Annotated in this window: 17 protein-coding genes and 1 pseudogene; 13 read left to right on the forward strand and 5 right to left on the reverse strand. The window is 63.1% G+C overall.

The window, feature by feature from the left end; translation table 11 throughout:
* Nucleotides 1-21: 21 nt before the first annotated feature.
* From ribA to BH93_RS09200, 4 genes are all read right to left on the reverse strand, one after another.
* The gene (gene ribA, locus BH93_RS09185) at nt 22-1,248 is read right to left on the reverse strand and encodes a GTP cyclohydrolase II (protein WP_037171248.1); all 1,227 of its coding nucleotides are present in this window, start codon (nt 1,246-1,248) and stop codon (nt 22-24) included.
* On the reverse strand, nt 1,248-1,745 hold the full coding sequence (locus tag BH93_RS09190) for a flavin reductase family protein (protein ID WP_037148462.1): 498 nt from the start codon (nt 1,743-1,745) through the stop codon (nt 1,248-1,250). Before BH93_RS09190 ends, ribA begins: the two co-directional genes overlap by 1 nt.
* Nucleotides 1,742-2,248: an NAD(P)H-dependent oxidoreductase gene (locus BH93_RS09195; protein WP_037171249.1), complete on the reverse strand. Its 507-nt coding sequence runs from the start codon at nt 2,246-2,248 to the stop codon at nt 1,742-1,744. Before BH93_RS09195 ends, BH93_RS09190 begins: the two co-directional genes overlap by 4 nt.
* A 158-nt stretch (nt 2,249-2,406) precedes the next feature.
* The gene (locus tag BH93_RS09200) at nt 2,407-3,699 is read right to left on the reverse strand and encodes an NtaA/DmoA family FMN-dependent monooxygenase (RefSeq protein ID WP_037171250.1); all 1,293 of its coding nucleotides are present in this window, start codon (nt 3,697-3,699) and stop codon (nt 2,407-2,409) included.
* A 418-nt stretch (nt 3,700-4,117) separates the two neighbouring features.
* On the opposite strand from BH93_RS09200, the gene BH93_RS09205 reads away from it, so the two are divergent.
* From BH93_RS09205 to BH93_RS09255, 12 genes and pseudogenes are all read left to right on the forward strand, one after another.
* The gene (locus BH93_RS09205) at nt 4,118-4,945 is read left to right on the forward strand and encodes an ABC transporter ATP-binding protein (RefSeq protein ID WP_037171251.1); all 828 of its coding nucleotides are present in this window, start codon (nt 4,118-4,120) and stop codon (nt 4,943-4,945) included.
* A complete protein-coding gene (locus BH93_RS09210; RefSeq protein WP_037171252.1) occupies nt 4,942-5,985 on the forward strand; it encodes an ABC transporter permease in 1,044 nt (347 codons plus the stop codon). Before BH93_RS09205 ends, BH93_RS09210 begins: the two co-directional genes overlap by 4 nt.
* Nucleotides 5,985-6,869: an ABC transporter permease gene (locus BH93_RS09215; protein ID WP_052064794.1), complete on the forward strand. Its 885-nt coding sequence runs from the start codon at nt 5,985-5,987 to the stop codon at nt 6,867-6,869. Before BH93_RS09210 ends, BH93_RS09215 begins: the two co-directional genes overlap by 1 nt.
* A 134-nt stretch (nt 6,870-7,003) precedes the next feature.
* Nucleotides 7,004-8,659, forward strand: a complete 1,656-nt coding sequence (locus BH93_RS09220; RefSeq protein WP_037171253.1) for an ABC transporter substrate-binding protein — start codon at nt 7,004-7,006, stop codon at nt 8,657-8,659.
* A 183-nt stretch (nt 8,660-8,842) separates the two neighbouring features.
* Complete coding sequence (locus tag BH93_RS09225; protein ID WP_037148450.1) at nt 8,843-10,150, forward strand: NtaA/DmoA family FMN-dependent monooxygenase; 1,308 nt, start codon at nt 8,843-8,845, stop codon at nt 10,148-10,150.
* Between the two features lie 32 nt (nt 10,151-10,182).
* Nucleotides 10,183-11,496, forward strand: a complete 1,314-nt coding sequence (locus tag BH93_RS09230; RefSeq protein WP_037171254.1) for an NtaA/DmoA family FMN-dependent monooxygenase — start codon at nt 10,183-10,185, stop codon at nt 11,494-11,496.
* A 37-nt stretch (nt 11,497-11,533) separates the two neighbouring features.
* Nucleotides 11,534-12,823, forward strand: coding sequence for an NtaA/DmoA family FMN-dependent monooxygenase (locus BH93_RS09235; RefSeq protein ID WP_037171255.1), 1,290 nt, complete (start codon nt 11,534-11,536; stop codon nt 12,821-12,823).
* An 83-nt stretch (nt 12,824-12,906) separates the two neighbouring features.
* A complete protein-coding gene (locus BH93_RS09240; protein ID WP_155290832.1) occupies nt 12,907-14,343 on the forward strand; it encodes an MFS transporter in 1,437 nt (478 codons plus the stop codon).
* The gene (locus tag BH93_RS09245; protein WP_037171260.1) at nt 14,340-15,629 is read left to right on the forward strand and encodes an NtaA/DmoA family FMN-dependent monooxygenase; all 1,290 of its coding nucleotides are present in this window, start codon (nt 14,340-14,342) and stop codon (nt 15,627-15,629) included. The genes BH93_RS09240 and BH93_RS09245 overlap by 4 nt, the downstream gene beginning before the upstream one ends.
* Nucleotides 15,629-16,759 (forward strand): annotated as a pseudogene (locus tag BH93_RS27910) (MFS transporter); the annotation flags it as partial. The gene BH93_RS09245 and the pseudogene BH93_RS27910, both read left to right, overlap by 1 nt.
* Nucleotides 16,760-16,914: 155 nt before the next feature.
* Nucleotides 16,915-18,228 carry an NtaA/DmoA family FMN-dependent monooxygenase gene (locus tag BH93_RS09250; protein WP_037171262.1) on the forward strand — a complete coding sequence of 438 codons (1,314 nt, stop codon included), beginning with the start codon at nt 16,915-16,917 and terminating at the stop codon, nt 18,226-18,228.
* Nucleotides 18,225-19,553, forward strand: coding sequence for an NtaA/DmoA family FMN-dependent monooxygenase (locus BH93_RS09255; protein WP_037171265.1), 1,329 nt, complete (start codon nt 18,225-18,227; stop codon nt 19,551-19,553). The genes BH93_RS09250 and BH93_RS09255 overlap by 4 nt, the downstream gene beginning before the upstream one ends.
* A gap of 43 nt (nt 19,554-19,596) precedes the next feature.
* Here the strand turns inward: BH93_RS09255 and BH93_RS09260 are convergent, their stop codons facing one another.
* A complete protein-coding gene (locus BH93_RS09260; RefSeq protein ID WP_037171266.1) occupies nt 19,597-20,448 on the reverse strand; it encodes a GntR family transcriptional regulator in 852 nt (283 codons plus the stop codon).
* A 279-nt stretch (nt 20,449-20,727) separates the two neighbouring features.
* Between BH93_RS09260 and BH93_RS09265 the strand changes: the two genes are divergently transcribed.
* A complete protein-coding gene (locus BH93_RS09265) occupies nt 20,728-21,645 on the forward strand; it encodes an ABC transporter ATP-binding protein (protein WP_037171267.1) in 918 nt (305 codons plus the stop codon).
* The last annotated feature ends 8 nt before the right edge of the window (nt 21,646-21,653 follow it).

Raw genomic sequence — 21,653 nt, forward strand, 5'->3', positions numbered from 1 at the left:
TTCTCGGTTCGAGTGGGTGGGCTACCAACCCTGGGCAACACTGCGGGGGAGCAGGTGGCCCATGTGAGCGCGCTTGGTTTCGAGGTAGTGAATGTTCGCCTGCGCCGCACCCACGATGATCGGTAAGCGGGTACTGACATCGACACCGTGCGCTTCGAGGCCGCGAATCTTGTCCGGGTTGTTCGTCAGCAATCGAACGGTCGTCAGCCCGAGGTCGTGGAGAATGGCTGCCGCGCCGCCGTATTCGCGTCCATCGGCAGGCTCGTCGAGTTCGAGGTTGGCCTGCACGGTGTCGAATCCCTCGTCCTGAAGTCGGTATGCGGCAAGCTTCTTCAGCAACCCGATTCCGCGACCTTCGTGACCGCGGAGGTAGACGAGTACGCCTCCTTCGGTGGCGATCCGCTCGAGAGCGGTGGTGAGTTGTGGGCCGCATTCGCATCGCTGCGACAGGAACGATTCGCCGGTCAGACATTCCGAGTGAACGCGAACCATGGCGTCGTTGCGGACATCTCCCGAGACGAGCGCCACGTGCTCGGCGCCGGTTTCGAGGTCGAGGTAGCCGAACATCCGGAACTCGCCGTGCGGTGTGGTGAGAACGGTCTCCACGATTCGTTCCACACGAGCGGGGACCGCCACCGGCGCGGGATCGACGAGCCGGCGATAAGCGATGAGTTCCTCGATGGTCAGTACCGGCAGATGCATGCGAGAGCCGAGGCGTTCGATCTCGTGGAACTGCATCATCGAACCGTCGTCGGCGACGAGTTCGGCAATCACACCTACCGCAGGAAGCCCGGCGAGCGCGCACAGGTCGACGGCTGCTTCGGTGTGACCCGGACGTTCGAGGACGCCACCGGGGCGTGCCCGGAGCGGTAGGACGTGGCCGGGACGGATGATGTCGGTGGCGACGGAACCGGGATCGGCCAGGACCTGCAGGGTTCTGGCTCGATCCGCAGCGCTGATTCCGGTGGTGATGCCCACGGCCGCATCGACAGTGACGGTGTAGGCGGTCTTCTTCGGGTCCTGATTGTTCGACACCATCGGCGGTAACTCCAGGGCGTCCGCGCGGGCGTCACTCATCGGAGCGCACAGCAGGCCCGAGGTGTTGCGGACGGTCCACGCCGTCCACGCAGGAGTGACCCGGTCGGCCGCGAGGATGACGTCGCCCTCGTTCTCGCGATCGGCCGAGTCGGTGACGAACACCGGCTTTCCGGCTCGAAGTGCATCGAGGGCATGCTCGACGGCACTCATCACAGATCCACAGCGAGACGTCGGAACTTGCTGCCGTGAAACACTATCGGTGCAATACCGTCCTTGATCTCGAGTTCATTGATGCGCATCAGCACGATGTCGTGGTCACCGGCAGTGATCTGCTCGGTCACCGTGGCGTCGAGCCACATGCTCGCGCCGTCGATGAAGACTGCACCGTCGTCGGTCGTCGTCGTGGTCAATCCCTCGAAGCGGTTTCCGGTCTTCTGCGCGAGGGTTCGTGCGGCGACGTCGTGGAGCTCACCGAGGACGCTGATACCGATGCGCGGTGCTGCTGTGAACTTGGGCCACGTCGTCGAGGTGTCCTGTACGCAGAAGGCGACGAGAGGCGGATCGATGGAGACCGCGACGAAGCTGCTCGCTGCCATACCGACCTGTACCCCGTCGATTTCTGCGCAGACGGCGACAACACCACTGGGAAACTGCCCGAACGCGTTTCGTAGCACGGACTGGTCGAGGCTTGTGGTGGTCAGGGTCATGATGCATCCGTTCGGGTTCGGGCTGCGGCGACGATGGTGTCGCCCCAGCGTGAGACGTAGTCGGCGATAAGAGAATCGGTGGTGTAGGTGGAATCGATCAGGTAAAGCCCTGGGGCGGGGGTGATGGCGCCCAATTCGACCAGAACATGCTTGAGAAACATGTCCGGTGCCATCGCATGAGCGGGCCCGGCACCCAACATGAGTGGAACGGCAACGACATTCTGCAGGCCGGTGCCTCCGGCGAACTGGTCGAGGAACAGCTTGAGTACCCCGGTGTACGTCGCCTTGAAGGTCGGACTGGCGAAGACGACGAGATCCGACGAGGCGACGGATTCGACGGCGGCCGCCACTGCAGCATCGCCCCAGCCGAGCAGCCCGGCGCCGAGTGTGATCACGTCGACGGTATTGCCGGGCTCACCCGTCAGTGCGGTGGCGAGAACACGCGCCGCATCGAGGGTGCGCGACTCGGGTTTCGGATTGCCCGCTACTACAGTGATTTTCATTCGTGAACCTTTTCTTCGAGGCGACGGCACCAGCCAACACGTTGTGCGTGACGGTCCGGAGACTCCATCGTTGCGGAACCATTGCGCCGCTCCCAGCGGATGTTTCAGCGGTCTGTACTGCGGTGATATGGCACCCTGGCGATCACAACGCCACCACGTCAGAAGGCGGCGAGGTTCTCGCGGAACGTGGTTCGGGAGTATCCGTCGCGAATTGCTCCGCGTCGACGCAGTGCGGGAGCGAGACCGTCACTGATCTCGGAGATGACCTTGCGAGTAACGGGGGATGCGATGAGGAATCCGTCGCCGCCGACGAACTCCATTGCCTCCACCATCTTTTCGGCCACGGTTTCGGCCGTTCCGACGAGTTCCATGGATTCGGTCGTCGGGTAGTTGGCGACGATCTCGCGCAAAGTCTTGCCGGTTTTCGCCATGTCCGCCAACGTGCTCTGGTGCCCGTTGTACTGGGTCAGATCCGGTACCGGTGCGTCGATGTCGAATTGCGAGAAGTCGGTGCTGCTGAAGTAGGACATCGCGGAGAGTATGCCGTCGATGTTGTTCTTCTGGACTTCGCGCATCCGGTCGCGCTTCACGGCGGCCTCGTCGTCGGTGTCGGCCATGATGGGACTCACCAGGAACAGCACTTTCACGTCGTCCGGCTTACGACCGTACTCGACCAACCGTCGGCTGATGTCCTCTCGGTACTCCTTCATCGCGTCGAGTCCGCGGACGTTGGCGATGATGGTGTCCGCGTGTTTTGCACCGAATGCGCGGCCGGCGGCAGAGCCCCCTGCCTGGCAGATCACCGGGCGCCCCTGGGGACTGCGCGGAACGTTCAGCGGGCCTCTCGACGAGTAGTACTCACCCTCGAAGTCGATCCGATGGATCTTCTGGTGATCGGCGAACACTCCGGACTCCGGGTCGAGGACAAGAGCATCCTCGTCCCACGAATCCCACAACTGCGAGACGACGTCGACCCATTCGTCGGCCATCTCGTATCTGAGATCGTGCTCGATCTGTTTGGGCAATCCGTAGTTCTGCGCGGCTCCGTCGGCGCTCGCGGTGACGAGGTTGATCCCGACGCGGCCCTTGGTCACATGATCGAGGGTCGACATCAATCGTGCGGCGAGAAACGGTGGGTAGAACGTCGTTGCGACGGTGGCGATGATGCCGATTCGTTCGGTGGCGTCGGCCATCAGTGGGACGAGTGGCATCGGGTCGAAACGCACGGTGGTCCCGCGTCGAACCGAGCTCTCGAAGGTTCCGCGGTACACGTCGGACAACACCGAGGAATCCTCGAGCATGATGTAGTCGAACCCGGCGCGCTCCAGGCTCTTTGCCGCATCGACGAACAGATCGGGGCGACCGATGTCCGACGCCACGTTGCCCGACCACGGTTGGTTCCAGCCGTAGACTCCGAATCCGGTGGTGAAGAACCACCCGAGGTGCATCATCGGGCAACGCCCGAGTGGAGTCGATCGGTGGACAACTGCGTCGGCTCGACGCTGTCGGCGGAAGCGTGCTCGTTCATGCCAATCCTCTCGTGACGGTGGGCAACTCATCGGTTGCTCATGAACGAAGCCTGCTGCAACGGGATTACTCAACGTGGCGCAGGCGTAAATGAGTTATTACGCCGCGAACAACCGCTGCTCGAGCGGTTTGTCGGTTCCGATAACGCCGCTCGATGCCGGCGTGCAGGGTTACCGAGACCTACGTCACTACGGCGTTAATAAAGTTACGGTGGCTCTGACCAGCGGATTCAGGCGGCGTAATACTTCAGTTACGCCGGAGGTCGCTTTCAGTAATGCGTGTCGAGAAAGCTGTGCGAACAAGCAGCAGATCTGCTGGAGACAACCGGCTTGGAGGATCTTGATGAGTGGCAATTCGCGCACTGCGTACGCCGAGATCGACGTCGAACACCTGGGCAAGAGTTTCGATCGCACGGGATCCAGCACACCGGCTGTCGACGACATCGACATGACGATCACGTCGAGTTCGGCAATCGGAATCGTCGGTGAGTCGGGATCCGGCAAGTCGACGTTGGTTCGGATGATGTGCGGGCTGCTCTCGCCGACGACGGGTTCCGTGCGATACAACGGAGCCGAACTGAACGGTGTGCTGTCCTCGAAGGCAGGCAGGCGTGAATTCCGGTCGAAGGTGCAGTATGTCGCGCAGGACACGACATCGTCCTTCGATCCACGCCGAACACTGCGTGATGCGGTACGACTACCTGCCCTCCGGCTTCTCGGGATGGACACCAAGGCCGCAGACGCACGAGTGGACGAGACATTGGAGTCCCTCGAAATTCACCCCTCGATGGCGGACCGGTATCCCTCGGAGGTCTCAGGAGGTCAACGGCAGCGTTTCTCGATAGCCCGGGCCTTGGTCGTTCGGCCCCGGATATTGCTGTGCGACGAGGTGGTGTCCGCGTTGGACGTCTCGGTTCAGGGCGCGATCCTGAACATGCTTCGTCGGTACTGCATCGAATCGGAGTGCGGACTGGTCTTCGTCTCGCACGGGCTCCCCGCAACAGCCTTCATCGCGCGCGACCTGGTCGTCATGCGGAACGGAGTCGTCGTCGAGCACGGCAGCACCGACGATGTCGTCGAGCGACCGCAGGACCCTTACACGGCGGAGCTGCTCGACGCGTACCGCGGTGACGAGGCAGTCGAGCAACTCGCCGTGGCGGCTGCGCGATGAAGACATTTCTCGGACGTCAACGGTGGTGGCTCGGCCGAGTGGCCGTCCTACCGCTGCATCTGCTGGTCTTCGCGGTCGCCGCGTTCTTCCTGGTACGCGCTATCCCGGGTGACCCGGCCCGCGAAGTGGTCGGTCCCGAAGCCACCGAAGCCGACTATCTGGCGACGAAGGCCGAACTCGGTCTCGACGGCAGCCTGTGGTCTCAGTTGATGTCGTATCTGAGCGACCTGCTGCACTTCGACCTCGGCAACGCGATCATGACCGGCAGGCCGGTGACAACCGATATCGCAGACCGGCTACCGGGCATGCTCGAACTCGCAGGAATTGCGTTCTTGTTTCTCCTGGCGATCACCTTGCTGCTGTCGGCAGTAGTCGTCTCCCGGCCCAGATCCATTGCTGCGCGGGCTGTTCGCGGTTACGCCCAGGCAGCCGGAGCCGTTCCGGAATTCGTCGTCGGAGTGGTCGGAATCTTCCTGTTCTACGCCACGCTGCAGGTGGTTCCCGCCCCTACCGGCCGAGTGCGGGCCGGACTGACCGAACCCGAGCCGCTCACCTCGTTCCCGCTGCTCGACGCGATTCTGCGGGGAGACACCGTTGTGGTGTCCTCGATGGTCTCGCACCTGCTGCTCCCGATCGCTGTGCTGGTGCTCTCGGTCACCCCGATTCTGCTCAAACAGCTTCTGACAGCTCTCGATTCGAGTCTCACCGCGCAACCGACGATGTTCAAGATCGCCACCGGCTCGGCCCGCAAGTACATCTATGCAAGTGCGTACCGGCGAGCATTGCCGCCGACCGTCGCGTTGTTCGGCATGGTCTTCGGTTCTCTACTCGGCGGTGCGGTCATCCTCGAGACCCTGTTCGGCCTCGGCGGCATGGGCCGATACGCCGTCGAGGCAGTCGCGGCGACGGATTTGATTGCGCTGCAGGGGTTCCTGCTCGTCGTCGCTGCAATCTCGCTGATCGTGTTCCTGTGTGTCGATCTCGTCAACATGTTGCTCGACCCGCGGCGCAAGCCGGGCCGAGCAGGAGGTGGTTCCTGATGGTTGCTCTGGTACCGAAGAAAGTCGAGTCCGATACTCGCAGTGCGAGGCCGCCGACACGGAGATCGGTCTCGGTCGGCACAATAGTGCTCTTCGTTCCGCTGGCCCTGATTCTGCTGATAACCCTGATCGGGCCGTGGATCGTCCCGTTCGATCCGACCAAGGTCGTCGGCGCACCCTCTCTGTCACCGGATTCCGAGTTCCTTCTCGGCACCGACTCCAACGGACTCGACGTGTTCTCGCGCACCATCGCCGGTGCCCGCATCGACGTGACGATCGCCCTCGCGGTCACGGTTGCCGCAACCGTGGCGGGAATTCTGATCGGTCTCACCATCGGAATGAACGAGGCAGGCCGCGGACTCGGCGGCTTTCTGGCCCGCGGCGCGGCGCGCTTCCTCGATCTGCTCGAAGCCGTTCCCACAGTGATCGTCGCCTTGGTTGTCGTGTCGTTCTTCGGAACGTCCTCGATCACCATGATTTTCACGCTCTCGATCATTCTCGCGCCGATTCAGGCGAGGCTCGTCCGCACCGAAGTACTACGGGTGCGCGGCGACGCGTATCTCGACGCGGCCCGCCAAGCTGGATTGTCCGAGACGCAACTGGTGTTTCGACACGTGTTGCCCAACTCGTCGGTCCCCGCGCTGCAGAACGCCTCGGTCGTGTTCGGCATGACGATCATCCTCACCGCAGCGCTCGGCTTCCTCGGTGTCGGTCTGCCGCCGCCCACCCCCGAGTGGGGATCGATGATCACCCGCGGTGCAGGCGATGCCGCCATGGGAAAGCTGTGGTCGGCAGGCGCTCCCGCGTTCGCGCTGTGTCTGACCGTCGCCTCGGTGGCGATCGTCGGTCGTAGGTTGACCAAAGGCACCCGCCGCTCCCATTGACAGCGGCCGTCTGCCGCAACGGACAGTGCGGTCCGCGAAAACCTCCCTTGTCCAATATCTCCCGCGATCGAAGCCACCGGCTCGACCGGCGATGACACCTGCACTCGTGCACCGAAGAAGGAGAACAAATCCTCGTGAAAACCTCTCATCGTCTTTCCATCGGACTCAGGTGGACGGTCCCGTTGCTCGTCGGTGCCCTCGCGTTGAGTGCCTGTTCGGACGGCGGAACCGAGTCCTCGGCGTCGACCCCCGGCGAAATCGTCGTGGTGACACCGGATCAGGCGTCGAATGTGGTGCGCGACTACGGCTACACCGCAGGCACCGACAATCAGGACGTCACCAACAATATGCACGCCCAGCTGATTCGCAAGCCGTACGTCGAGGAGGACGGCTCGGATGCACTGGTGCAGGACTTCTACAATTTCGAGCCGTACCTGGCGGAGAGCTACGAGGTCAGCCCCGACCAGCTCGTCTACACCTTCTCCCTGAAGCAGGGCGTGATGAGTGCGCACGGCAACGAGCTCGACGCCGACGACGTGCTGTGGTCCTTCGAGCGCAAGTTCGCCACCCCGGGTGGCGGTATGGCCGGCTATTACAAGCCGATGTTGACCGACCCGGCAACCCAGATCACGAAGGTCGACGACTACACCGTCAGTTTCACGGTGGAGAAGGCCGGCTACGGACTGACGCTGTTGGCCAACCTGGCCGAGAACATCGGGTCGATCTACGACAGCAACTACCTCATCGAGAACGCCACTCCCGAGGACCCGTACGCCGTCGCGTGGGGTGCCGAGGACATGATGCGCGGCAACTTCGGTTACGGCGCATACATGTTGGAGTCCGTCACTCCCGGCCAGGAGATCGTCATGACGGCGAACCCCAACTTCGTTCTCGGTGAGCCCGAGGTGAAGCGCATGATCCGACGCGTCGTGGCCGACCCCGCGACGAGAGCGAACATGGTCACCCGCGGCGACGCAGATGTCGCGCTGGCGTTGCGCTCGTCGGACCAGGCCACGCTGGAGAGCAACGACGCGGTGACCGTCCCGACGACGACTTCGAATCAGTACCTGCTGTTCTCGATGAACACCACCACTGCGCCGTTCGACGACGTGCGCGTTCGCCAGGCGATGGCATACGCGATCCCGTACGACCAGATCATGTCCGACGTCTTCTTCGGCAGGGCATACAAGTACAACCACGTACTCGACGACAAGGCACCGAACTGGGACGGGAGCGATCTTCCCCAGTACGACAGCGACCCCGAGCGAGCCAAGTCGCTGCTGGCGGAGGCCGGCTTGACCGATGGTCTTGCGTTCACCCTCAGCGTCAACAATCAGCTTCCGGCGGCGCAGGACACGGCGATTCAGATCCAGTCGTTCGCGGCCGAAGCGGGCATCGACGTCACGATCGCGGAAGTGCCTGCAGCGCAGCTCAATGCCGACACCTTGGCCGGAAAGGTGCAGGCCAGCCTCAGCATCGGTGCATCGGTGACGATGACTCCGCCGTACTCGCTGCAGTTGCTCACCCAGCCGGGTGGCGGCTCCAATATCGCGCTGTGGAACGACCCCGAGTTCCTCGCGATGGTGGACCAAGGGCTCGATGCCGGTGATGCACTGAGCCCCGAGGCCGGAGTGTTCTGGAATCAGGCAGAGCTCCGCATGACCGAGCAGGCACCCTACATCTTCATCGCCAGGGTACGGCCCTCGGTGGCCCTCGACGCCGGCATCGGCGGGTTCGTACAGCGCACCGATTTCCGGATCGACTACTCCAATCTGACGCTCGGTTCGTAGAGCGCACTCCCGCAGGCAGTTCGGTCGGTGGTCATATCGGGCTTCCCGACCGAACTGCGTGCGGAAACGCCCGTGATTCGCGGCGAAATCCGACGGCTACCGAGAACGTGGCCGGGCGAAACATCCGCGCGGTGTAGTTGATCTACACCGAGGAAGAACGACCAGCGAGGAACGAATGTGACCATGACAGACAACAGATTTCATCTCGGTTGGTTCGGCAGCTTCGTACCGACGTCCTGGAACACCGCGTTCGAGGGTTCCGACAGTGGAGACTGGTTGAACGGAGATTTCTACGTCGACTTCGCCAAGACCCTCGAGCGCGCGTGCTTCGACTTCCTGCTCCTCGAGGATTCGTCGATGGTCTCCGATACCTACGGCGGCAGTTCGGAAGCGACCCTGAAGACCGGCGGGTGGGCACCGAAAGGTGATCCGATGGCATTGGCTCCCTTGCTCACCCGGGCCACCAGTCATCTCGGTATCGCCTTGACCGCATCGACGTCCTTCTATCCGCCCTATCTTCTCGCACGCTCGATCTCGTCGCTCGATCACCTGTCCTCGGGTCGTATCGGGTGGAACGTAGTGACCTCGAGCGAGGATCGTGCAGCCCAGAACTTCGGTATGGACGCGCTACCCCCGCACGACGAGCGCTACGTGCGCGCTGACGAGTACGTGGAACTGGTCGAGAAGCTCTGGGACTCGTGGGATGCCGATGCTGTGGTGATGGACCGCGCAACGTCCACCTATGTCGACCACACCAAGGTCCACACCATCGACTTCCAGGGTAAGTACTACTCCTCACGCGGGCCGCTCAACACTCTGCCGTCACCGCAGGGGCGACCGGTCATCACGCAGGCGGGCGGCTCGCCTGCCGGCCGCGACTTCGCGGCCAAGCATGCGGACATGATCATGGCGCTGCCCAAAGGTGTTGCAGCGATGAAGGAGTACCGGTCCGACATCAGGCGCCGGATGGCACTACACGGCCGCGATCCCGATTCGGCGAAGGTGATGTACGTGGTCTCGCCCATCCTCGGTGAGACCCACGAGGATGCGCTTGCGCGTAAGGATCGCAAGGCGGCGGCGGTTCGAGCCAATCCTGCGGGTGTGCTCATCGGCTGGTCGGCGAGCATGGAGATCGACTTCTCCACGTTCGATCTCGACAAGCCGATGCCCGAGGACGTGCACACCAACGGACATCAGTCCACGTTGGAGAACTTCCGCAACTGGGCCGACGGTCGAACGCTCCGCGAGGCCTGCGTGGCCTACCGAACCGAATCGATGGAGCTGGTCGGTACACCGGATGCTGTTGCCGCGCAGATGGGCGACGCCATGGCAGAGGTCGGCGGGGATGGCTTCTTGATCTGGAGCCAGCCGCACAACCGGCGGTACATCGGTGAGATCGCAGACGGACTCGTGCCCGCTCTACAGAGCCGAGGTCTGATGCGGACCGAGTACAGCAGCGATCATCTGCGCGACAACCTGCTCGAATTCTGACCCTCTCACTCGTTTCGTATCTGGAGAAAACTATGACTGCCAACAAATTTCACCTCGGATGGTTCCTCGGAGCCGGCTTCGGCGTTCAGTCCTGGAACCAGCCGTGGTCGGGTACCGGTGCGACCGACTGGATGATGCCCGATCAGTACGTGGACCTGGCGCACTCGCTTGAGCAGGCGTGTTTCGACTTCCTCATCATGGAGGACTCGGTGCAGGTCTCGGACACCTACAAGGGTTCGATGGAGTACTACCTGGCAACGGCATCCGCGGCACCGAAACACGATCCTGCCGTCCTCGCCGGAATCCTGTCGTACACGACGAAGCATCTCGGCATCGTTCCGACCCTGACCACCACCTTCTACCACCCGTACACCGTGGCGCGTCTGATGTCGACGCTCGACCATATCGCCGAGGGACGAATCGGCTGGAACATCGTCACCGGCAGCAACACTCGCGCCGCGCAGAACTACGGATTCGATATGCCCGAACACGATCTCCGCTACGACATCGCCGACGAGTTCGTCGAGCTCGCCTGCAAACTGTGGGACTCCTGGGAAGACGGAGCGGTGCATGCGGACACCTCGGCGGGCGGCATCTACGCCGACCACGAGAAGGTCAACCGAATCGATTTCGAGGGCAAGTTCTTCAAGTCGAGGGGACCGCTGAACACCATCCCCAGCCCGCAGCGTCGGCCGGTGTTTCTGCAGGCAGGTGGCTCGGACAAAGGCAAGGAGTTCGCCGCCAAGCATGCCGACGCCATCATCTCCAATCCCCATGGCACCGAGAAGATGCGACGCTACCGCGAGGACATCCGCCAGGGTGCCGTCGAGGCCGGCCGCAACCCCGACGACGTCAAGGTGATGTACCTGATCTCCCCGATCCTCGGTGAGACGACGGCCGAGGCCAAGGCCAAGCAGAAGCGTCGGGCAGATGCAGCGTCGAGCAATATCGACGCGCTCCTCGCCGGGCGTTCGCACCTGTCCGGTATCGATCTGAGCCAGTTCGACCTCGACGAGCCGCTGCCGGCAGATCTCGAAAGCAACGGGCACCGAAGCAGTTTCGCCGAGTTCAAAGGCGACGGAACGCAGACCCTACGCGAGCGCATCACCGGCCACAGCGCCATCGACACCCTGGATTTCGTCGGTACTCCCGACGACGTCGCCGACATGATGGACGGCGTCATGCAGGAGGTGGGCGGCGACGGCTTCCTCATTGCGGGAGCTCCGATGAACCGGCGCTACGTCGCCGAGATCACCGACGGGTTGGTGCCCGCGCTCAAGCGACGTGGACTGACTCGAACGTCGTACGAGCACAGTCACTTCCGCGAGAACCTTCGCGCATTCTGATCGACCGACCGTAGGTCTCGACACAAGAGGAGAAGACATGTTCCACCTTGGTTGGTTCTTGAGCTGGCAGGTGCAGTCGTGGAACCAGATGTGGTCGGGGGAGGGCGGCACCGAATGGAACCACCCCGAGCTGTACATCGACATGACTCGATCGCTCGAACGTGCCGGATTCGACTACATCATGTTCGAGGACGGTTCGTTCGTCCCGGACTCGTTCGGTGGTTCGTCCGAGTGGTGGCTGGCCAATGCGCGGTCGGTGCCCAAGCAGGACCCGAACTCGTTGCTTCCCATTCTGAGTCAGCACACCGAGCGTCTCGGCCTCATCGCCACGATGACGACGTCGTTCCATCCGCCGTACATGGCGGCCCGCACGGCAGCCACGCTCGACCACCTCAGTAACGGGCGCGCCGGGGTCAATCTGGTGACCTCGCACAACGTGCGCACGGCACAGAACTTCGGCTACGAGGAAATGTTCGAGCACGATCATCGGTACGAGATGGCCGACGAGTGGATCGACCTCGTCAAGCAACTGTGGTCCTCGTGGGAGCCGGACGCAGTGCGCCTAGACCGAGAAGCGGGCGTTTTCGCGGATTTCGCCAAGGTCCACAACATCGATTTCAAGGGCAAGTACCACTCGTCCCGCGGACCGCTGAACACCACTCCGACGCCGCAGGGCCGACCGGTGATCTGCCAGGCCGGCGGTTCTCCTGCAGGCCGCGGCTTCGCCGCCAAACACGCCGAAACCATTCTGGCTCAGGTCGAGAGCGTCGAGGCCATGAAGACGTACCGCGACGACGTCCGTGCCCGCATGATCGTGGAGGGGCGGGACCCAGATTCGTGCAAGATCATGTTCATCGTCAGCCCGGTACTCGGTGAGACTCAGCAAGAAGCGCAGGACAAGAACGAGCGGATCCTCGACGGCTTCCGCAACAACATCGACGTCAATCTGGCCTCGATGTCCTATGCGAGCGGTATCGACTTCTCGAAATTCGATCTGGACGCGCCGATTCCCACCGTCGAGACCAATGCGGGCCGGGGAACGATGGCCCTGATCGGTGCCAACACCACCGGGATGACACTGCGCGAGGCGGCGAGCTCGGACATCAGGAAGTCCGTGCAACTGATCGGCACAGCCGACGCGGTGGCGGAGCAGATGGGTGATATCGCGGCCGAGGTCGGCGGTGACGGTTTCCTCATCGCAGGAAGCGTGAACCGGCGGTACATCAGTGAGATCGCCGATGGTCTGGCGCCCGAGCTGCGTAAGCGTGGACTGATTCGTGACGGATATGCGCACGAACTGTTCCGCGACAACCTGATGGACTTCTGATCGTCGCTGCAGGGGTCGGCCCGTCGACGCAGGTGCGACCCGACTCGTATCCCTGGCGCGTGCTGTCGGTCACCGGACTCGGGATGAGCATCACGTTCGTATCGGTGTCGATGCTCCCCGTCGCTCTACCGGACATGAGTGCGGGACTCGGAGCCTCTGCAGCGCAAACCGATTGGTTCATACTCGCGTACCTGCTCACCACGGCAGTGTTCATTCTGGTGCTCGGCAAACTCGCCGATCTTGTCGGACGCCGACCGGTGTATCTCGCAGGCTTGGCCTGTCTGACAGTCAGTGCCGCGGTGATCGCGTCGGCGACGGACCCCGACATCGTGATCGGCTTACGCGTCGTGCAGGGCATCGGCGCGGCGGCAGTGATCACCAACACCACTGCGCTTCTCGTCGAAGCGTTCGAGCCGCAGAAGCTCTCGATCGGTATCGGCTGGAACATCACGATCATGTCGCTCGCCATCTCTGTCGGACCGTTGCTCGGTGGCGTTCTGACCGAAACCGTCGGGTGGCGTGGGGTGTTCGGAATCGTGGTTCCGCTGGGCGTTGTCGGGACGGTCTGGGCATGGATCACCCTGCGCCGCACACCACGTCCGACGGCCGGGGCACCCTTGGACTACGGCGGTGCGCTGGGCTCGATGGTCATCCTCGGTGGCCTGGTCTACGGGGTGAATCGCGGTGGCAGTGGCGGTTTCGGAGCGTGGCAGTCGGTGGTACCGCTGGCGTGCGTCGTGGTCGCTGTGCCGCTGTTCTGGTGGTGGGAGAAGCGAGCCGCAGATCCGATCGTGGATCCGAAACTGCTGGCGGACAGATTCCGCGGCAGTGCCTACACCGCATCGTTCCTGGTGACGATGGCGGAAGGCGCGGTGGCCGTGACCATGTCGCTCTACCTGCAGAGTGTCGTGGGCTCGAGTCCCATCGACGCCGGATTGCAGATCACCGCACTTGCCGTCGGCACCACCGTGATGTCGCCGATCGCGGGCACGCTGGCCACGCGGGTATCGACGCGGACGTTGACGACGGTGTCCACGCTCGGCACCGCAACGGTGCTGTCGGTACTCGCCCTGCACATCGCGGGGCCGGCCCGGGACGTTCCCATCGTTGCCCTGCTGTTCGCTCTCGGTCTCAGTGGCGGGATCTTCAAGACGGCAAATGCGTCGGCGATCAACGTGGGCGTGGCACCGAACCGTTCGGGAATGGCCAACGGACTTCGGGTGTCCCTCGACAACACTGCAGTCACCCTCAGCACAGCGCTCGCCCTGGTGCTCGCAGTGTCTGCACTTCCGCCGACGCTGCGTGAATTGGTGTACTCCGGCGACAGCGACATGTTGCCGGACGGCGGATCCGATTCGTTGACATCGGGATTCGTCATCGCCGTGGCCGCCATGGCATTCGCAGCGCTACTGGCGAGCGTGGCGTCGGGCCTGCGCGGAATCCATCCGAAGGAACCTGCCGAGCTGTCTCGGCTGCACAGAAGTGATCTACCCACATCGAGAGCAAGGAGCACGGCATGACCAAATTTCATCTGGGGTGGTTCACCAACTTCTCCAACCCGCCGTGGAACACCACCTGGGCCGGCGACGAAGGCAGGACGTGGGCCAACGGCGAATTGCACGTCGACTTCGCCCGGTCACTCGAGCGAGCCTGCTTCGACTACATCATGCTCGAGGATTCGTCGATGGTCTCCGACGCCTTCGAGCAGACGTCGAGGGTGGACCTGAAGTACGGACTGTATGCGCCCAAACACGATCCGGTGACGCTGGTTCCGATGCTGACTGCGTCGACGAAGCACATCGGCATCATCGCAACGTGCTCGACGTCCTTCTACCCGCCGTGGTTGCTCGCTCGACGGTTCTCCACCCTCGATCACCTCAGCGGCGGGCGCGTCGGCTGGAACGTTGTGACCTCCAGCGAGGACCGCGCCGCGCAGAACTACGGCATGGACAAGCTGGCCGAACACGACCAACGGTACGAGCGCGCCGACGAGTTCGTCGATCTCGTCAAGCAGTTGTGGGCTTCGTGGGAGGAGGACGCGATGGTCCTCGATAGGGACACCGGCACGTACGTCGATCACACGAAGGTCCATGTCACGAACTTTCGCGGCAAGTACCACGCATCGCGCGGACCGCTGAATCTGCCGCGGTCACCGCAGGGCGAACCGGTGATCTGTCAGGCCGGTGGATCGCCGCGGGGTCGCGAATTCGCGGCGCGCAACGCGGAAACCATTCTCAGCGCGGCCAAGGACCCGGCCGCGATGAAGGCGTTCCGCGACGACATCCGAATGCGGATGGAGAAGGAGGGCCGCGATCCGGACAGCTGCAAGATCATGTTCATCACCCAGCCCGTGCTGGCGGATACCGAATCCGACGCGCGCGCCAAGGTGGAGCGCATGACCGCCGACGTCGATTCACGCATCGAGTCGGCGCTGGGCCATATTTCGGCGCTGACCGAAATCGATCTGTCGACGTACGAACTGGACGAGGAGTTCCCCGAACTCTCCACCAACGGACACCGGACGACGCTCGGCGACTTCCTGTCCTACGGCAATACGCCGCGCAAAGCGGCACTGGGCTGGTCCATGAAGAACGTGCACTACGTCGGCACCCCTGACTCTGTTGCCGAGCAGATGGGCGAGACGATGGACTTCGTCGGTGGTGACGGATTCCTGATCACCGGGAGCATCGGCCGACGCTACGTCGGCGAGATCACCGAAGGCCTCGTCCCCGCGCTGCAACGACGCGGCCTCGTCCGTACCGAATACGAGCACGACATGTTTCGTGAGAATCTCATGTCCTTCTGATGCGGTTGCTACGCAGAGACTCGGTGGTACCGGGCCCGGTGTACGCGTTGGCCTTCGTCAACGTGTGCATCGGTCTCGGCTACGGCGTTGTGGCTCCGGTCATTCCGGTCTTCGCCAGAGACTTCGGGGTGTCCGATCTGGCGGCCTCGTCGGTGGTGAGCATCTACGCGTTCACCCGAGTGTTGGCGTCGTTCGGTGCATCCCGTCTGCTGATGAGGTTCGACGAACGCACGATCCTCACCGCGGGACTGCTGCTGGCCGCAACATCCTCGCTGGCAGCAGCATTCGCTCCGACGTTTCTGTCACTGTTGTTGCTCCGGGCCGTCGGCGGCGTCGGAACAGCGATGTTCACCGTGGCCGGGCAGCAGCTACTCTTCCGCTACAGCAGCCCGGAAACCGGAGGCAGAACTGCGTCCGTCTTCCAGTCCGGCTTCCTCATCGGCGGGGTACTGGGCCCGGTGATCGGCGGTGCGGTCGCTCTCGTCTCGCTTCGGGCACCGTTCCTCACCCACGCACTGACGCTGATCGTCGGGGTCGCCGTCGTCTGGTTCGCGTTCCGATCCAGTGACAAGAAGGACGCCGCAAACGGTGTCGCGCACGATACGACAACACGACCGGAGCCGATGACGCTGCGAAGTGCGCTCGGCCACCGTGGATTCCGTGCGTCGATCGCGTCGAACTTCGCCAACGGCTGGGTCGGCAACGGGGTGCGGTTCACCCTCATCCCGCTGTTCGTCGCGACGGTGATCGGCGGCAGCCCCTTCGTCTCGGGGTTGGTTCTCGTCGTCGGCGCCGTCGTGCAGATCGTCGTCGTGAAACCTGCGGGCAAACTCGTCGACAGCTGGGGTCGACGGCCCATGCTGGCCTTCGGATCCGGTCTGATTCTGCTCGGGATCGTCGTTCTCGCCCTCGTTCCGACTCTGCCGATCCTGGTGCTGACGATGGTGCTGTGGGGAGTGGGCGGCACGTGCGCCATGGTGGCGAGCGCTGCGACCGTCGGCGACGTGCTGGCGGGGCGAGGCGGCAGTCCCATTGCGGTGTACCAGGTCACGTTCGATGTCGGCACCATGCTCGGCCCGCTCGTCGCCGGTGCCGTCATCGCTCAGGCGTCCTACTCTCTCGCCTTCACCGCCTGCATCCCCGTCGCGGCGTTGGCCGTCATACTGGCACTTCGGCCGTGGCGGACCGTCGCCGTGTCGACCCCCGAATCGAAGGTGGTCGTCACCGAGGAATCCGCCGTCCCTGCCCCGACCATTCACGACCACCACTTTGGAAAAGAGGACCGATGTCACAACCGTTCACTCTCGGTTGGTTCACCAACTACCTCGTCCCCGACTGGACCGGACCCTATGCCGGAACCGGTGGAACAGACTGGGCCGACGGAACTTTCGCTGTCGACGTCGTGCGCGCGCTCGAGCGAGCGGGAATCGACTTCGTGATGCTGGAGGATTCGACCGCGCTGACCGATATCTACGGCGGCACGTTCGAGTCCGAACTGAAATGGACGCCCCGGGCACCGAAGCACGACCCGATGGCACTGGCCTCGCGCCTGGCGTACGAGACCGACCGAATCGGCATCGTCGTCACCGCGTCCACGAGTTTCTACCCGCCGTTCTTGCTCACCCGGCTGCTGTCGACCCTCGACCACCTCAGTCGCGGACGGATGGGGTGGAACATCGTCACCTCGACCGGGGACCGAGCGGCACAGAACTTCGGCAAGGACACGCTGCCGACCCACGATGCCAGGTACGAGATCGCCGAGGAATTCGTCGACGTCGCGAATCAGCTGTGGGCGTCCTGGGACGCCGATGCCGCATCCCCGATCGGCCCCGGCCTCGAGTCCTACGTGGACCACACCAAGGTCAGAACCATCGATCACGTCGGCGAGCACTTCTCGGTCCGCGGCCCGCTCAACACCCTGCCGAGTCCGCAGGGCAAGCCGGTGCTGTGCCAAGCGGGAGCGTCGAAGTCCGGGATCGATCTCGCGGCGCGAGTCGCCGATCTTGTTGTCGCCGCGCCGAAGGGGCGAGACGCAATGCGCGAGTACCGAAACACGGTGCGGGCCCGTGCCGCAGAATTCGGACGCAACCCCGACGACATCAAGGTTCTCTACATGGTGACGCCGATTCTGGGGGAGACCGAGGACGACGCGAAGCGCAAGGCCGAGCGCTACTACCAGGCGACCGATGCCGCCATCGCACGCCGGCTGATCATGCTGTCCGGGGACATCGACTTCTCGACATTCGATGTTGACCAACCGATTCCGGACGACCTGAAGACCGAGGGGAGCACCAGCATTCTGGACAACCTGCAGAAATGGGCGAACGGCAGGTCGATTCGCGAGACCGTGGCCACGGAACGTACAGAATCGTTGCGGCTCGTCGGCACATCGGCCGCTGTGGCAGACGAGATGGAAAGTGTGATCGACGAAGTCGGCGGGGACGGCTTCCTGTTCTTCGGAGGTGGCGGTGGAGTGCTCAATCGTCGGTACGTCGACGACGTGTGCGACGGGCTGATGCCCGAACTCGCACGACGGGGCGTCGCAGGCACCGGATACCGTGGTGGCAATCTCCGTGAGCACCTGGCAGGTGCCCGATGAGTACACCGCGCATGCATCTGGGCTGGTTCACCAGCTTTCGTCCACCGGTGTGGAGCTCGCACTGGACCGGATCCGATTCCGATTCCTGGGCGGACGGGCGTTTTCACGTCGAGATGGCCCAGGCGCTCGAGCGTGCAGGGTTCGATTATCTGATGCTCGAGGATTCGTCCATGGTGTCCGACATCTACGGCGGCACGACGGAGTTCGATCTGGCGAAGGCGCAGTATGCGCCGAAGCACGATCCGGTCGCACTGGTGCCGATGTTGGCCGCGGCAACGTCGAGACTCGGGATCGTGACCACGATGTCCACCAGCTTCTACCCGCCCTACCTGCTGGCGCGGGTGGTGTCGACTCTCGATCACATGTCCCACGGACGGGTGGGGTGGAACGTGGTGACGTCGAGTGAGGACCGCGCCGCCCAGAACTTCGGCATGGACGCACTGCCGCCACACGACGAACGGTACGAGCGCGCCGAGGAATTCGTCGAGGCAGTCGACGCGCTCTGGAAGTCGTGGGAACCCGACGCGCTGATGATGGACAAGGCATCGAACACCTACGTCGATCACACCAAGGTGCACGACGCGAATTACGTCGGCAAGTTCCACCGCACGCGTGGGCCGCTCAACACGCTGCCGATGCCCCAGGGCAGGCCGGTGATCTGCCAGGCCGGTGGATCTCCGCGCGGACGCGCATTCGCCGCTCGCAATGCCGACACCATCATCTGCCAGGCTCAGGGCATCGAGGCGATGAAGGCCTATCGCGAGGACGTTCGGGCGATGGCCTCGGACGCAGGCCGCGATCCGGATTCGATCAAGATTCTCTACATCGTGTCCCCGGTGCTGGGTGAGACCGACCGCGAAGCTCGCGAACTCGATGAGCGGTCTCGCGAGGCCACCGATGGACGTGTGCACGCTGCGCTGGCGCATATTTCCGCGGTGACAGGCAACGACCTGTCGACGATGGACATCGATGCCCCGCCACCGGAGCTGACGACCAACGGTCACCGTACGACGCTCGCAGATTTTCTCGCGGGTTCGGGTAGCAGCAAGTTCAACGAGGACGGAACTCCGAAGACGTTGCGCCAGTTGGCTGCCACGTGGTCGATCACGTCGGTGCCGCTGGTGGGCACGCCCGACACCGTGGCCGCACAGATGGAGGACGTCATCGATGCTGTCGGTGGTGACGGCTTCCTGATGACCGGTCGGCTCGGGCGTCGGTATTACACCGAGGTAACCGACGGGCTGGTGCCTGCTTTGCGTCGCCGCGGATTGGTACGAGATACGTATGCATACAAGCAGTTCCGCGACAATCTGCTGGACTTCTGACTGATCGACACCAGGGGGTCGGTATTCGCACGACCCCCTGGTGTCAGTTCAGGGTGGTGGTACCGGCAGTGACCGTAGATCCGATGATGGCGACTCGGTCGGCTCGGAAGTGAGTGAAACTGAGCTCTGACGGACGGCCATCGGTATCTCGAGTGATCAACTCGCGCAACAGTACCGGTGATCCCACTTGCATCTCGAGTAGCTCGGCCGCCCGTTCCTGGCACGAGATGGCCTCGACGACGGAGCTGCTTCCGCCGTAGGTGGTGCCGAAGATTCGATGATGCGCGACGGAAATCGGTGGGAACTCCGAGTGGTTGCTTTCGATGCGTTCGGTGAACTCGTCGATGTCGAAGTCTGTGATGCAGTAGCCGACGCGAAGGTAGAGCGGCTTCGAGTTCATTCGGCCGATCTGTTCCAGCAGAATCACCGACTCCACGTCGGTACCGATGAACTCCTGAATGACCGCAGGTGCAGTGATGCGTCTGCATTCCAGTGTCTCCACCGTCAGTCGGCCTGCGTCCGGCATGCCCGCCCACGCTCTCGGGCCCACTTCGCCGTCGCGTACGGCCACGATGTCGTGGGCGATCGACGTCCCTGCTCGGCGTGCGCGCAGTACGACGCCGTCGTCGGCAAGCATCTGAAGTGCTTTGCGCACAGCGTTTCTCGTTGCTCCCAACGTCTCGATCAGATGTTGCTCGGAGAGAACCTCGTCGTGCGGCATCGTTCCGCGGCGGATTCCCGAGCGGATCAGTTCGTACACACGGCGGGGGGAGGTGACGGACTTCTCGCCGCGGTTCGATTGCGCGCGAATGTATCTCGCGCGTTGCTCATCGGCCTGTCTGCGTAGATGGGCGGCAACGGAGCCGGATTGGTCGTCGAAGAAGGGGCGAGTCATCTGTCATCGCCTTTCGGGGATGCGCATGGGAGATCCGAGGTGGCCGCGACGTCGAGATCACCGATGATGACTACGAGCATATCGGACATCGGGGTTCGACCCGTTGTCTGCGCTGCGGCCTTAACGAAGAAATTTACGAACAAATACCCGCTCAGAGGCGTATGGACGCGGCGCACGAGTTGCGTAATGCGCTGTTTACCGCCGACGCGGCTCAGGGAAACACCGTGCCGCGACCATTGGCACCGTACTTAATCGACGGCGTATCGGCAGGAGTTCCCTATGACGACAACCGCAGAGCGAGAATCGCTTTCGCTTTCCAGTCGCGATCATGACACCGATGACTACTCGCTGGTAACCGACCGGCCGGTTCTCGGTGTCGAGGATCTCACTGTGACGTACGGAACCGGTGACTCTGCGGTGGTCGCGGTGAGGAAGGCATCGTTCGAGATTGCACCCGGCGAGCGAGTTGCTCTGGTGGGTGAATCGGGTTCGGGGAAGTCGACCTTGGCCATGACGATCGCTGGATTGCTCGACGTATCGGCGGGCGCAACAGTCGAATCGACGCGTCTCGAATTCGAGGGCAGCCCGGCCCGGCCGGAGACCGGTCGCAGCGTGCCACGGCGAACCGACGGAATTGCGATGGTGTTTCAGGACGCCATGACGGCACTCGATCCGGTGTGGACCATCGGGGGCCAGTTCAAGCACGTGCTCGCGGGAGCGGGAATCAAGGGCAGGCGTGAGCGTGCGGATACCACCGCGTACTGGTTGAACAAGGTTGGGCTCTCCGACACACGACGGGTGATGCGGAGTCGGCCGTACGAGTTGTCCGGCGGAATGCGTCAACGAGTGATGACGGCTTTGGCGTTGTGCGGGTCTCCGCGTCTGCTGATTGCCGACGAGCCGACCAGCGCGCTCGATGCATCTCTTGCTCGCGGAACGATGGAGCTGCTGCAGAACCTGACCCAGGAGCAGGGGACTGCGCTACTCATCGTCAGTCACGACATCAAGCTGTGCCTCGAATTCTCCGACACCATGCTGGTGATGTACCGGGGCGAGTTGGTGGAGCAGAAGGCGTCCGCGGAAATCGTCGCAACCGCGACGCATCCGTACACTAAGGGTCTGTTGGGTTGCGTCCCCACTCTTGCGAATCGCTCGGCGACGCGACTCCCCGTGCTCCGGGACTTCATGACTGCTTGACCCTCCGG

It is taken from the genome of Rhodococcoides fascians A25f, from assembly GCF_000760935.2.
GTDB lineage: Bacteria > Actinomycetota > Actinomycetes > Mycobacteriales > Mycobacteriaceae > Rhodococcoides.